The sequence below is a fragment of the Paraburkholderia sp. 32 genome, assembly GCF_050435345.1.
Taxonomy (GTDB): Bacteria; Pseudomonadota; Gammaproteobacteria; order Burkholderiales; family Burkholderiaceae; genus Paraburkholderia; species Paraburkholderia tuberum.
Map to the genome: position 1 here is coordinate 2,155,558 of NZ_JBNDKD010000003.1, position 12,920 is coordinate 2,168,477.

8 protein-coding genes and 1 pseudogene are annotated in these 12,920 nt (G+C 63.5%); 5 read left to right on the forward strand and 4 right to left on the reverse strand.

Going from position 1 to position 12,920, the window contains the following annotated elements; translation table 11 throughout:
- Window positions 1-17: 17 nt before the first annotated feature.
- Window positions 18-629: a TetR/AcrR family transcriptional regulator gene (locus OKW26_RS32780; RefSeq protein ID WP_429356267.1), complete on the forward strand. Its 612-nt coding sequence runs from the start codon at window positions 18-20 to the stop codon at window positions 627-629.
- 278 nt (window positions 630-907) lie between these two features.
- Window positions 908-1,576 carry a GNAT family N-acetyltransferase gene (locus OKW26_RS32785; RefSeq protein WP_090802188.1) on the forward strand — a complete coding sequence of 223 codons (669 nt, stop codon included), beginning with the start codon at window positions 908-910 and terminating at the stop codon, window positions 1,574-1,576.
- A gap of 97 nt (window positions 1,577-1,673) precedes the next feature.
- Here the strand turns inward: OKW26_RS32785 and OKW26_RS32790 are convergent, their stop codons facing one another.
- Window positions 1,674-2,171 carry an Lrp/AsnC family transcriptional regulator gene (locus OKW26_RS32790; protein ID WP_184034682.1) on the reverse strand — a complete coding sequence of 166 codons (498 nt, stop codon included), beginning with the start codon at window positions 2,169-2,171 and terminating at the stop codon, window positions 1,674-1,676.
- A gap of 189 nt (window positions 2,172-2,360) precedes the next feature.
- Here OKW26_RS32790 and hppD point away from each other — a divergent pair, with 189 nt between their 5' ends.
- Window positions 2,361-3,458, forward strand: a complete 1,098-nt coding sequence (gene hppD, locus OKW26_RS32795; RefSeq protein WP_429356268.1) for a 4-hydroxyphenylpyruvate dioxygenase — start codon at window positions 2,361-2,363, stop codon at window positions 3,456-3,458.
- 138 nt (window positions 3,459-3,596) lie between these two features.
- Here the strand turns inward: hppD and OKW26_RS32800 are convergent, their stop codons facing one another.
- The gene (locus OKW26_RS32800) at window positions 3,597-3,782 is read right to left on the reverse strand and encodes a hypothetical protein (protein WP_429356269.1); all 186 of its coding nucleotides are present in this window, start codon (window positions 3,780-3,782) and stop codon (window positions 3,597-3,599) included.
- Between the two features lie 386 nt (window positions 3,783-4,168).
- Between OKW26_RS32800 and OKW26_RS32805 the strand changes: the two are divergent.
- Window positions 4,169-7,766: pseudogene (locus OKW26_RS32805) on the forward strand (indolepyruvate ferredoxin oxidoreductase family protein).
- A gap of 159 nt (window positions 7,767-7,925) precedes the next feature.
- On the opposite strand, the gene OKW26_RS32810 reads toward OKW26_RS32805, so the two are convergent.
- Both OKW26_RS32810 and OKW26_RS32815 read right to left on the reverse strand, forming a co-directional pair.
- A complete protein-coding gene (locus tag OKW26_RS32810) occupies window positions 7,926-10,208 on the reverse strand; it encodes an NADP-dependent malic enzyme (protein ID WP_429356270.1) in 2,283 nt (760 codons plus the stop codon).
- Between the two features lie 360 nt (window positions 10,209-10,568).
- Window positions 10,569-11,813: an MFS transporter gene (locus tag OKW26_RS32815; protein WP_429356271.1), complete on the reverse strand. Its 1,245-nt coding sequence runs from the start codon at window positions 11,811-11,813 to the stop codon at window positions 10,569-10,571.
- Between the two features lie 312 nt (window positions 11,814-12,125).
- Between OKW26_RS32815 and OKW26_RS32820 the strand changes: the two genes are divergently transcribed.
- Window positions 12,126-12,812 (forward strand): orotate phosphoribosyltransferase, encoded by a 687-nt coding sequence (locus tag OKW26_RS32820; protein ID WP_018418686.1) that lies wholly within the window; start codon window positions 12,126-12,128, stop codon window positions 12,810-12,812.
- The last annotated feature ends 108 nt before the right edge of the window (window positions 12,813-12,920 follow it).

Genomic DNA, 12,920 nt, shown 5'->3' on the forward strand with positions numbered 1-12,920 from the left:
GATAAGAACAGACGAATATGGCCCGCACCCGAGCCCCCGACCACGAGACCCAACGCGAGCAGATTCTCGAACTGGCCGCCGCGAAGTTCGCGCAGACCAGCTATCCAAGCACGTCGATGGCCGATCTTGCCGCGGCGAGCGGCACCTCGAAAGCGCGCCTCTATCACTATTACGAGAGCAAGGAAGCAATCCTGTTCGATCTGCTCGATCGCTACACGAAGCGCCTGATGCTGATCATCGCCGAGGTGGAAGGATCGAGCCAGCGGCGCGAACTGAGCGAGCGAGAAACCTTCGCGGAGCTGATCCGCGCGTTCCTGTCCGAGTATGAGACGTCGCACAGCCGGCACGTCGCGCTGCTGAACGATGTCAAGTATCTGGTCGATTCGCAGCGCGAGATCATCCTGAACCGTCAGCGCGACGTAGTCGCCGCCTTCGCGCGGCAGCTCGTGCGCGCCTATCCCGAACGCGCGACACGCGACAACCAGACCGCGCTGACGATGATGGTGTTCGGCATGATCAACTGGACCTTCACGTGGCTCAAGCCGGACGGCCGGATGGGCTATCGCGAGTTCGCCGAGCAGGTGGTCGGCATGGTCGAGCATGGTCTCGCCAGCGCGCCGGCCAGGTAGACGATGGTCTGAACAGATCGCAACCCGCGCACTGGATGTTGCAAAGCAACAACATGCAGACCAAATAAATCAGCGCAGGGAATCCATGCGGCATCGTGTCACGAACGTGCGATCACTTTTAACTTCTGTTTAAAATCAAATAATTAAATTTAGGGTTCCAGCGCTCCAGGTATTCACCTCGACTTTTGATACGGGTTTTCCCTAGTGAATGGCTTAGGTTTCCGTTAAAATCGGTTTTGCGGTGCACAACGCCGCCTGATTAAAAGGAGAACCCGACCATGAACATGCTGACCCATCGCAACACCGAGCCGATCGCGCCGAACGATCGCGCGTCGCTGCCTGCTGAACGCGCGCACGTTCTGGTCCGTGAACTCACCGCCGCCGATCGCGAACGCCTGCTTGCTCACTTCCTCGCGCTCGACGAAGAAGACCGTCTGCTGCGCTTCGGCCAAGTCGTGCCGAACCATGTGATCGAAAACTACGTGCGCGCGATCGACTTCACGCGCGACACCGTGTTCGGCGTGTTCAACAGCAAGCTGGAACTGAGCGGCGTCGGCCATCTGGCCTACCTGCCGGCCGAAGGCAACAAGCGCACCGCCGAATTCGGCGTCTCCGTGCTCGAAAGCGCACGCGGCATCGGTATCGGCTCGAGGCTATTCGAGCGTGCCGCGATCCGCAGCCGCAACACGCATGTGACGACGCTGTACATCCACTGCCTGGCGCGCAATTCGACCATGATGCACATCGCCAGGAAGGCCGGCATGAAGATCGAGTACGCGTACGGCGAGGCCGACGCCTATCTGACGCTGTCGCCGGCCGATCAGTCGAGCATCCTCGCGGAAATGCTGCAGGAGCAGGCCGCCGTGTTCGATTACGCGCTCAAGCGCCACGCACGCCAGGCATCGCGACTGTTCGAGTCGTTCATGCCGGTGGCTGTCGCTGCCTGAATAATCGCTACGGGGAACTGAGATTGGGGCGGCCGCAAGGTCGCCCTTTTTCTATCTGTACCCAATCAACGCCACGCGTAGGACCGTGCGCGGAAGCCTACAAAATGGGCAGCGCTGTCGTTTCCTTGATCTTTTCTAGCGAAAAGCTCGATTTCACATCGATCACCGATGGATGCCGCAGCAATTGATCCTGCACGAAGCGCGAAAAGTGCGCCATGTCCTCCACCTGGACGCGCAGCAGGTAATCCATCTCACCCGTCATCGCGTGACATGCGACAACTTCGGGCCACGTCTGCACGGCCGCGCCGAACAGATCGGCATGCGTGGCCTCGCCATGCGGACTGAACGCGCGACCGCCACCCTTCTCCAGCCGCACGCTGACATACGCGAGCAGGTCGAGCCCGAGACGTTGCGCGTCGAGCAGCGCGACATAGCCGCGAATCACGCCGCTTTCCTCGAGCCGGCGAATCCGCCGCAGGCACGGACTCGGCGACAGATTGATCCGTTCCGCTATCTCCTGATTCGATAGCCGGCCATTCTCCTGAAGGATCGCCAGAATGCGTCGATCGATCGCGTCTATCTCGCCAATAGCCATGTTCTGCCACGTGTCGTTCGAATAGAGCCATAAACTGGCTCAAGCGTAGCGACGCGTGATTAAGTTCGCAAGTTTTTGTCTTCATCGCGGTTCTACACTTGCCCCATCCGGTCGCGCTCAGCCGACCGTCCCGCGCGCTCACCGCCTGCGCGCCTCGGCAACCCTCTTGCATGGGATTGGAGACTGACGATGCAGGTTTCAACTTGGGAAAATCCTGTCGGCACTAACGGCTTCGAATTCATCGAATACACGGCGCCGGACCCGAAAGCGCTCGGCAAGCTGTTCGAACAGATGGGCTTCACGGCCGTCGCGCGGCATCGTCATAAGGACGTGATGCTGTATCGTCAGGGCGACATCAACTTCATCGTCAACGCGGAGAAGCATTCGTTTGCGCAGCGCTTCGCGCGCTTGCATGGCCCGTCGATCTGCGCGATTGCGTTTCGCGTACAGGACGCCGCGAAGGCCTACGCCCAAGCGCTCGAAAAAGGCGCATGGGGTTTCGACAACAAGACCGGCCCGATGGAGCTGAACATCCCGGCGATCAAGGGCATTGGCGATTCGCTGATCTATTTCGTCGACCGCTGGCGCGGCAAGAACGGCGCGACGCCGAACAGCATCGGTGACATCGACATTTACGACGTCGACTTCGAGCCGATTCCGGGCGCGAACCCGAACCCGGTCGGTCACGGCCTGACCTATATCGATCACCTGACGCACAACGTGCATCGCGGCCGCATGCAGGAATGGGCGGAGTTCTACGAGCGCCTGTTCAACTTCCGCGAGGTGCGCTACTTCGACATCGAGGGCAAGGTGACGGGCGTCAAGTCGAAAGCGATGACCTCGCCGTGCGGCAAGATTCGCATTCCGATCAACGAGGAAGGCTCGGACACCGCCGGTCAGATCCAGGAATACCTGGACGCGTACCACGGCGAAGGCATCCAGCACATCGCGCTCGGCACCAGCGACATCTACCGCACCGTCGACGGCCTGCGCGCATCGGACATTTCACTGCTCGACACGATCGACACGTACTACGAACTCGTCGACCGACGCGTGCCGAATCATGGCGAGCCGCTCGAGGAACTGCGCAAGCGCAAGATCCTGATCGACGGCGCACCGGACGATCTGCTGCTGCAGATCTTCACCGAAAACCAGATCGGCCCGATCTTCTTCGAGATCATTCAACGCAAGGGCAACCAGGGCTTTGGCGAAGGCAACTTCAAGGCGCTGTTCGAATCGATCGAGCTCGATCAGATTCGCCGCGGCGTCGTGCAGGACAAGACCTGACCACGCAGACTCGCGCCTGATCGGCGCGCACAAGAAAAAAGGGCGAGGATCGCAGGATCCTCGCCCTTTTACGTTGCAACGCCGCCGCTCTCTTCGGAACGGCGGCCGGTCGTCATTAGACGCGCGCGATGCGGTGCGTCATGAATTCTGCCTGTACCGATCGCTGCCGATCGCACCGTCGACCCGCGCCGGCGCCACCTGCGCCGTGCGGATGATCGCGTTCGGCAGTGCCCCCGTGCTGCCCGGATTCGAGCGCACCGGCGCGCTCATCGCGAAGAAAGCGGCGGAAACCATCAGGAAGGTCTGGATGTTTCTTGTGTTCATGCGTACTCCTTTTCTAACTGCCCTGCTGTCCAGAAGCTGCACAGAATGCGCGGCGTTCGGCATCGCTCGCAGGTCGGGGTTAGACAGTCGTTTTCACTGCGGTTCCGCAAATTTGTAGGTTTTACAGCTTGTTACACGCGCAGGCGCAATACAACTCCATTCCGGCGGAAATCCGCGACAACTGCCGACAACACGTCGGCAACTTGTCGCGAAACCGGCCGAAATCAGACCGTGCGCGGGCGATTTTTGATCCGCTGCGGCGGGTTTCCACCAGTGCTACCATCGCTTAAAACCCGTCAATATGACGGCCCCGGCCCCAGCATTCACGAGATGCCGGGGCCAGAAAAGTTTTGGTGATCCCAAGCTGAAGTGGAGGAGTACACATAATGAATGCCCCGCTAGACGCAGGTCAGCGAGCCTCGCTCGAAGCCGCGTTGTCTTCCGTCACGCTCGACGACAAATACACCCTCGATCGCGGCCGCGCGTACATGAGCGGCATCCAGGCGCTGGTGCGTCTGCCGATGCTGCAGCAGGAACGCGACCGCGCCGCCGGCCTCAGCACGGCCGGCTTCATCTCCGGCTACCGCGGATCGCCGCTCGGCGGGCTCGACCAGTCGCTGTGGAAAGCGAAAAAGCATCTGGCCGCGCATCAGGTGGTGTTCCAGCCCGGCGGTCAACGAAGACCTCGCGGCCACCGCCGTATGGGGTTCGCAGCAAGTCAATCTGTACCCGAGCGCCAAATACGACGGCGTGTTTTCGATGTGGTACGGCAAGGGCCCCGGCGTCGACCGGTCCGGTGACGTCTTCAAGCACGGCAACTCGGCCGGCTCGTCGCGGCACGGCGGCGTTCTCGTGCTCGCCGGCGACGATCACGCGGCCAAATCCTCGACACTCGCGCACCAGTCCGAACACATCTTCAAGGCATGCGGGCTGCCGGTGCTGTTTCCGTCGAACGTGCAGGAATATCTGGACTTCGGCCTGCACGGCTGGGCGATGAGCCGCTACTCGGGCCTCTGGGTCGCGATGAAGTGCGTGACCGACGTGGTCGAATCGTCCGCATCGGTCGATATCGATCCGCACCGCACCAACATCATCCTGCCGGAAGACTTCGTGATGCCCGACGGTGGGCTGAACATCCGCTGGCCCGATCCGCCGCTCGTGCAGGAAGCGCGTCTGCTCGACTACAAGTGGTACGCGGGTCTCGCCTACGTGCGAGCGAACAAACTCGACCGCGTCGAAATCGATTCGCCGCATGCGCGCTTCGGCATCATGACCGGCGGCAAAGCTTATCTAGACGTGCGCCAGGCGCTGACCGACCTCGGTCTCGACGACGAAACCTGCTCGCGCATCGGCATCCGGCTGTACAAGGTCGGCTGCGTGTGGCCGCTCGAAGCGCAAGGTGCGCAGGCCTTCGCACGCGGTCTCGACGAAATTCTGGTGGTCGAGGAAAAGCGCCAGATCCTCGAATACGCGATCAAGGAAGAGCTGTACAACTGGCCCGACGCGCAGCGCCCGCGCGTATTCGGCAAGTTCGACGAGAAGGACGGCGCGGGCGGCGAATGGTCGGTGCCGATGGGCAACTGGCTGCTGCCGGCGCACTACGAGCTGTCGCCCGCGATCATCGCGAAGGCGATCGCCACGCGGCTCGACAAGTTCGATCTGCCATCGGATGTGCGCGCCCGCATCGCCGCGCGCATCGCGGTGATCGAGGCGAAGGAAAAGGCGCTCGCGCGGCCGCGCGTCGAAGTCGAGCGCAAGCCGTGGTTCTGCTCGGGCTGCCCGCACAACACGTCGACCAACGTGCCGGAAGGCTCGCGCGCGATGGCCGGCATCGGCTGTCATTACATGACGGTCTGGATGGATCGCAGCACCAGCACGTTCAGCCAGATGGGCGGCGAAGGTGTCGCGTGGATCGGCCAGGCGCCGTTCACGAACGACAAGCACGTGTTCGCCAATCTCGGCGACGGCACCTACTTCCACTCGGGGCTGCTCGCGATTCGCGCGGCGATCGCGTCGAAGGCGAACATCACCTACAAGCTGCTGTACAACGACGCGGTCGCGATGACGGGCGGCCAGCCGGTCGACGGCGTGCTGAGCGTGCCGCAGATCACGCATCAGCTCGCCGCCGAAGGCGCGGCGAAGATCGTCATCGTCACCGATGAGCCGGAGAAGTACGCGGCAAGCGTCGGCCTCGCGCCCGGCGTCGACATTCACCACCGCGACCAGCTCGACGACGTGCAGCGTCAGCTGCGCGAGGTTCCGGGCACCACGATCCTGATCTACGACCAGACCTGCGCGACCGAAAAGCGCCGTCGCAGGAAACGTGGCGCGTATCCCGATCCGGCACGGCGCGTCGTGATCAACGAAGCGGTGTGCGAAGGCTGCGGCGACTGCTCGGTGAAGTCGAACTGCCTGTCGGTCGAACCGCTCGACACTGAGTACGGCACGAAGCGCCAGATCAACCAGTCGACCTGCAACAAGGACTTCTCGTGCGTGAACGGCTTCTGCCCGAGCTTCGTCTCCGTTGAAGGCGGCCAGTTGCGCAAGCCGAAGGCGGCGTCGGGCGCCGGCGCCGAAATGCCGCCGGTGCCGGATCCCGAGTTGCCGTCCATCGACCGTCCGTACGGCGTTCTGGTGACGGGCGTCGGCGGCACGGGCGTCGTCACGATCGGCGCGCTGCTCGGCATGGCCGCGCATCTCGAGAACAAGGGCGTCACGGTGCTCGACGTCACCGGCCTCGCGCAGAAAGGCGGCGCCGTGATGAGCCACGTGCAGATCGCGAAGCAGCCCGCCGACATCCACGCGACCCGCATCGCAATGGGCGAAGCGAGCCTCGTGATCGGCTGCGACGCGATCGTCACCGCCAGCGACGAATGCGTGTCGCGGATGCACGCGGATCGCACGCGCGTCGTGCTGAACAGCGCGCACACGCCGACGGCCGAGCTGATCAAGAACCCGAACTGGCGCTTCCCCGGCAGCAGCACCGAAGCCGACGTGCGCGCCGCGGCCGGCGATGACAACGTCTCGACCGTCGACGCGAATCACTTCGCCGTCGCGCTGCTCGGCGACGCGATCTACACGAACCCGTTCGTGCTCGGCTATGCGTGGCAGCGCGGCTGGGTGCCGCTCACGCACGAGTCGCTGATTCGCGCGATCGAGCTGAACAACGTGCAAGTGGACAAGAACCGCGCGGCGTTCGAATGGGGCCGGCGTGCCGCGCACGATCTGGCTGCGGTACGCAAGCTCGCGCAAACGCAGGGACGCGGCGATCCGGCCGACAGCGCGGGCGGCAAGATCATCGCGCTGCATACGCCGAAGGCGCTCGACACGCTGATCGACAAGCGCGCCGACTATCTGACCGCCTGGCAGAACCGTGCGTACGCGGAGCGCTATCGCGCGCTGGTGTCGCAGGTGCGGGCCGCGGAAGAAGCGCTCGATTCCGGCGACGGCCAAATGCCGCTGACCGAGGCGGTCGCGAAGAACCTGCACAAGCTGATGGCGTACAAGGACGAATACGAAGTCGCGCGTCTGTACAGCGACCCGGCGTTCATCGAAAAACTGAACGCGACGTTCGAAGGCGACTGGAAGCTGCACCTGCATCTCGCGCCGCCGACGCTATCGAAGAAGGACGCGCACGGCCATCTGGTGAAGAAGAAGTACGGCCCGTGGATGTTCCGCGCGATGCACGTGCTCGCGAAGCTCAAGTTCCTGCGCGGCACCGCGTTCGACGTGTTCGGCAACACCGGGGAGCGTCGCACCGAGCGCGCGCTGATCGGCGAATACGAGGCATTGGTGCGTGAGCTGATCGGCGGGCTGACTTCTCAGAAACGCGATCTCGCGGTCGAGCTCGCGAATCTGCCCGACGGCATCCGCGGCTATGGGCACGTGAAGGAAAACAACCTGAAAGGCGTGCGCATCAAGTGGAACGAGCTGCTCGCGCGTTGGCGTTCGCCGGATGCGGGCAAGACGCAGCACGCGGCTTGATCGACTCTCCCAACTGAACCGAAAAGCGGCGGTCTGCACGGACCGCCGCTTTTTTTCAGGCGCAAAAAAACGCTACGGAACCGGGATTCCGTAGCGCTTCTGCCCAGGCCGCCGCGCGCGCGTTACTGCCGCGCCCGCGCCAACCTCACGTGATGCACGTTACTTCGCGTTCACCGACTTGCGCGCGTTCGCCGAAGCGACCGCCGTCATGTTGATGATACGGCGCACGGTCGCGGCCGGCGTCAGGATATGCACCGGCTTTTCCGCACCCAGCAGGAACGGCCCGACCGTCACACCCTCGCCGCCCACGACCTTCAGCAGGTTGTACGCGATGTTCGCCGCTTCGACGTTCGGCATGATCAGCAGATTCGCTTCGCCGGCGAGCGTCGTGCCCGGGAACGCGGCCTTGCGGACCGTCTCCGACAGCGCCGCGTCGCCGTGCATTTCACCGTCGATTTCGAGCGACGGCGCGCGTTGCGTGATCAGCTTGCGCGCCGCGGCCATGCGCTGCGACGACGACGACGGCGCGCTGCCGAAGTTCGAGTTCGACAGCAGCGCGACCTTCGGGGTGATGCCGAACTTCTCGATTTCGCGCGTGGCGAGCATCGTCATGTCGGCAAGCTGCTCGGCGGTCGGCACTTCGTTCACGTACGTGTCGCAGATGAACATGTTGCGGCCCGGCAGCATCAGCAGATTCATCGCGGCGAAGTTCTCGACGTCGTCGGCCTTGCCGAGCACCTGCTCGATGAAGTTCAGATGCGTGTGGAACTGGCCGATCATGCCGCAGATCATTCCGTCCGCTTCGCCAAGGCGCACGAGGATCGCGCCGATCAGCGTGTTGAACTTGCGCATCGCGGCCTTCGCGACGTCCGGCGTCACGCCTTCGCGCGCGCCGAGTTCGTGATACGCCTGCCAGCACTTGTGATAGCGCGGATCGTCTTCCGGATCGACGATCTCGACGTCTTCACCGCACTTGAGCTTCGAGCCCATCTTCTTCAGACGCATCTCGATCACCGACGGACGGCCGACCAGGATCGGCTTGGCGATCTTTTCGAGCAGCACGAACTGCGCGGCGCGCAGCACGCGCTCGTCTTCGCCTTCCGCGAACACGATGCGCGCCGGTGCCGACTTCGCCGCCGCGAACACCGGCCGCATCACCATGCCCGAGCGATAGACGGTCGCGCCGAGCTGTTCGCGGTACGCATCCATGTCCTGGATCGGGCGGGTCGCGACGCCCGAATCCATTGCGGCCTGCGCGACGGCCGGCGCGATCTTGATGATCAGGCGCGGATCGAACGGCTTCGGAATCAGGTATTCGGGACCGAATTCGAGCGAGTGGCCTTCGTAGGCCTTCGCGACTTCATCGCCCTGGTCGGTTTCCTCGGCCAGTTCGGCAATCGCGCGCACGCACGCGAGCTTCATTTCTTCGGTGATCGTCGTCGCGCCGACGTCGAGCGCGCCGCGGAAGATGAACGGGAAACACAGCACGTTGTTGACCTGGTTCGGATAGTCCGACCGGCCGGTCGCGATGATGCAGTCCGGGCGCACCTTGCGCGCTTCTTCCGGACGGATTTCCGGCTCGGGGTTCGCGAGCGCGAGAATCAGCGGCTGCGAGCCCATTTCGGCGACCATCTCCGGCTTCAGCACGCCGGCGCTCGAGCAGCCGAGGAACACGTCCGCGCCGCGGATTGCATCGGCGAGCGAGCGCGCTTCGGTGTGCGCGGCATAGCGCTCCTTCGACGGATCGAGGTTGCCGCGCCCTTCGTAGATCACGCCCTTCGAGTCGGCGACGAGAATGTTCTGCTTCGACAGACCGAGATTGACGAGCAGATCCAGACACGCAATGGCCGCCGCGCCCGCGCCCGAACAGACCAGCTTCACTTCGTCGAGCCTCTTGCCGACCACCTTGAGGCCGTTCAGGATCGCCGCCGACGCGATGATCGCGGTGCCGTGCTGATCGTCGTGGAAGACCGGAATCTTCATACGTTCGCGCAGCTTCTTCTCGATGTAGAAGCACTCGGGCGCCTTGATGTCTTCGAGGTTGATGCCGCCCAGCGTGGGCTCGAGCATCGCGATCGCCTCGACGAGCTTGTCCGGATCGGATTCGCTCAGCTCGATGTCGAACACGTCGATGTCCGCGAACTTCTTGAACAGACACCCCTTGCCTTCCATCACCGGCTTCGCGGCAAGCGGGCCGATGTTGCCGAGGCCGAGCACCGCGGTGCCGTTCGTGATCACGCCGACGAGGTTGCCGCGCGACGTGTACTTCTGCGCGTCGAGCGGTTCCTCGTGAATTGCCATACAGGCTGCCGCCACACCCGGCGAATACGCGAGCGACAAATCCAGCTGGTTCGACAGCGCCTTGGTAGGCGTCACCGAAATCTTGCCAGGTTTCGGATTCTGGTGATATGCGAGAGCGCTTTGCTTGAGTTGTTCGTCCATTTCTAGGCCTGCGAGACGTAAGTGATTGGGCCCGGCGACACACATCGTTGCAGCGCTTTCATCTGTCGGACCGATAGCCGACCGAGGCGGTTTTCGCACGCGCCCGGTCAGGCGCGACGGCTTACCTCGACGAAGACGGGACGATGTGGAGTGCTTCGCGGGTCGATTAGTGTACACCCCGGACGTGTCGATGCACTGAGTGGTTAACAGGACTCGCCATTAGCGAAACAGGCGTTCAGGACGCTGCGTCGCCATGGCCCAACCGTGCTTTTCCGCCACGCGGCGGGGCGCCATGCGGGCCGCATGGTCCACGCATTCGCAGTATTCGAAGCGATTGAAGGACGCGCTTCGTCGACGCGGTCAGTCGAGTTCGGCGCCGCGTCGCTCAGGTATCAGAACCAGGGTCGCGAGGATGTCGAGCAGGTAAATCGACGCCAGTAGCGCGAGCGCCGCGCCGAACGAGTAGCGCGCCGCCAGCGCGCCCACGACGACCGGCCCAAAGCCGCCCACCGCGCGACCCGCGTTGAACAGCACGTTTTGCGCGGTGGCGCGCGCATCGGTTGGATAGAGCTCCGAAATCAGCGCGCCGTAGCCGCCAATCATGCCGTTGACGAACACTCCCATCGCCGCGCCGCCGATCAGCAACGCCATCGGCGTCGTCAGTTGCGCATAGAGGAACACCATGACGACGGCGCCCGCCTGGTAGAACAGGAACGTCGGCTTGCGGCCGAAGCGGTCGGCGGCGATGCCGAATAGCCAGATGCCGGCCGCCATGCCGAGAATCGTCGCGGCGGTCCACAGCCCCGATTTGGTCAGCGAATAGCCGAAGGTCTTCGACAGATAGCTAGGTAGCCAGATCATCAGCCCGTAATAGCCGAAGTTCTGCACCGAGCACAGGATCGTGACGCCGAGGCTCGCGCGCGTCGTGCGTCCATCGACGAACAGCAGTTTCAGCGGCAGCTTGCGCATGCCGCGCGCGACGCGTTGGTCGAAAAGCGCCGGCTCCTCGACGCGGCGCCGCACGAAGAACGACACGACCGCCGGCAGCAGCCCGAGCGCGAACATGCCGCGCCAGCCGATCACCGGCAGCAGCAGCGGCGTCAGCAACGCGGCCGCCAGCACGCCAAGCTGCCAGCCGAGCCCGACATACGACGACACCCGCGCCCGCTGCGACGCCGGCCACGCTTCGGCGACCAGCGTCATACCGATGCCGAATTCGCCGCCCAGCCCGATCCCGGCGACGGTCCGATAGATCAGCAGGTCCGTGTAGCCTTGCGCGAGCGCGCACAGGCCGGTGAACACTGCGAAGATCAGGATCGTCCACGTCAGCATGCGCACGCGGCCGAAATAATCGCTGAGCACGCCGAAGAGCACGCCGCCCGCCACCGCACCGATGAGCGTCCATGTGACCAGCGCACCGGCCTGCGAGGAACTCAGATGCAGGTCGGCGGCGATCGCCGGCAGCATGAAGCCGAGAATCAGCAGATCGAAGCCGTCCATCGCATAGCCCAGCACCGACGCAAGCAGCGCGCGGCCCGCATAGCCCGGTTGGACGGCGGAGCGGGTTTCGGTGGCGGAGGCGGAGGCAGGCGGAGCGGCGTTCATTGAAAGCATTCCGTAGGTCTGAAGGCGGCTGCGTGGGAAGCGTCGCGGGAAAGTCGCGTGAGTGTAAAGGCGGCCTCACCCGGTCACAAGACGATGCGCGCGCCAAAGCGCCCGCCGGCTGCGCCGCCGCGCACGACGGCCTCCTCGGTGCGACCCATTTCAGGTAAAATAGCGGCCCACGCGCGCAGCAAAAGCCGGTCTGTGCTCTTCCCCCGGCCGCGTATCCCGCCCAGCATGGCGCGGCATACCCCGCTTGCTGCGCCACCGGGCCCAGCGCCCGCTTCTCCCCCGCTCACTCCGAAGGATCCGCCCATGACAGGCTTCGATCGCCAGACGATCTCCGACACCACCGCCAAAATGCTGCTCGAAGTACAAGCAGTGCATTTCAACGCGGAGAAACCGTATATTTTCACGTCCGGCTGGGCGAGCCCGGTGTATATCGACTGCCGCAAGCTGATCTCGTATCCGCGTGTGCGCCGCGGCCTGATGGAAATGGCCGAAGCGACGATCCTGCGCGACGTCGGCTATGAGCAGATCGACGCGGTCGCCGGCGGCGAAACCGCGGGCATCCCGTTCGCGGCATGGCTGTCCGACCGCCTGATGGTGCCGATGCAGTACGTGCGCAAGAAGCCGAAGGGTTTCGGCCGCAACGCGCAGATCGAAGGTCTGCTGACCGAAGGCCAGCGCGTGTTGCTCGTCGAAGACCTGACGACCGACAGCCGCAGCAAGATCAACTTCATCAACGCGCTGCGCACCGCCGGCGCGACGGTGAACCACTGCTTCGTGCTGTTCCACTACAACATCTTCAAGGAAAGCGTGTCGGTGCTGAAAGACATCGACGTCGATCTGCACGCGCTCGCCACGTGGTGGGACGTGCTGCGCGTCGCGAAGCAGAACAACTACTTCGACACGAAGACGATCGACGAAGTGGAAAAATTCCTGCACGCGCCGGCCGAGTGGTCCGCTGCACATGGCGGTGCGACGTCTACGCCGCAATAAAGCCATCGCGCTAAGGCAGTGACAATAAAAACGTAGCCGCTTTATGCGGATTGAATGAAAAAGCCGCCTGTTTCGCAGCAGGCGGCTTTTTTTATCGCCGATTGTTTA

Coding starts and splice junctions, on each gene's coding strand:
- OKW26_RS32780 (WP_429356267.1), top strand. CDS start 18: ATGGCCCGCACCCGAGCCCCCGACCACGAGACCCAACGCGAGCAGATT.
- OKW26_RS32785 (WP_090802188.1), top strand. CDS start 908: ATGAACATGCTGACCCATCGCAACACCGAGCCGATCGCGCCGAACGAT.
- OKW26_RS32790 (WP_184034682.1), bottom strand. CDS start 2,171: ATGGCTATTGGCGAGATAGACGCGATCGATCGACGCATTCTGGCGATC.
- hppD (WP_429356268.1), top strand. CDS start 2,361: ATGCAGGTTTCAACTTGGGAAAATCCTGTCGGCACTAACGGCTTCGAA.
- OKW26_RS32800 (WP_429356269.1), bottom strand. CDS start 3,782: ATGAACACAAGAAACATCCAGACCTTCCTGATGGTTTCCGCCGCTTTC.
- OKW26_RS32810 (WP_429356270.1), bottom strand. CDS start 10,208: ATGGACGAACAACTCAAGCAAAGCGCTCTCGCATATCACCAGAATCCG.
- OKW26_RS32815 (WP_429356271.1), bottom strand. CDS start 11,813: ATGAACGCCGCTCCGCCTGCCTCCGCCTCCGCCACCGAAACCCGCTCC.
- OKW26_RS32820 (WP_018418686.1), top strand. CDS start 12,126: ATGACAGGCTTCGATCGCCAGACGATCTCCGACACCACCGCCAAAATG.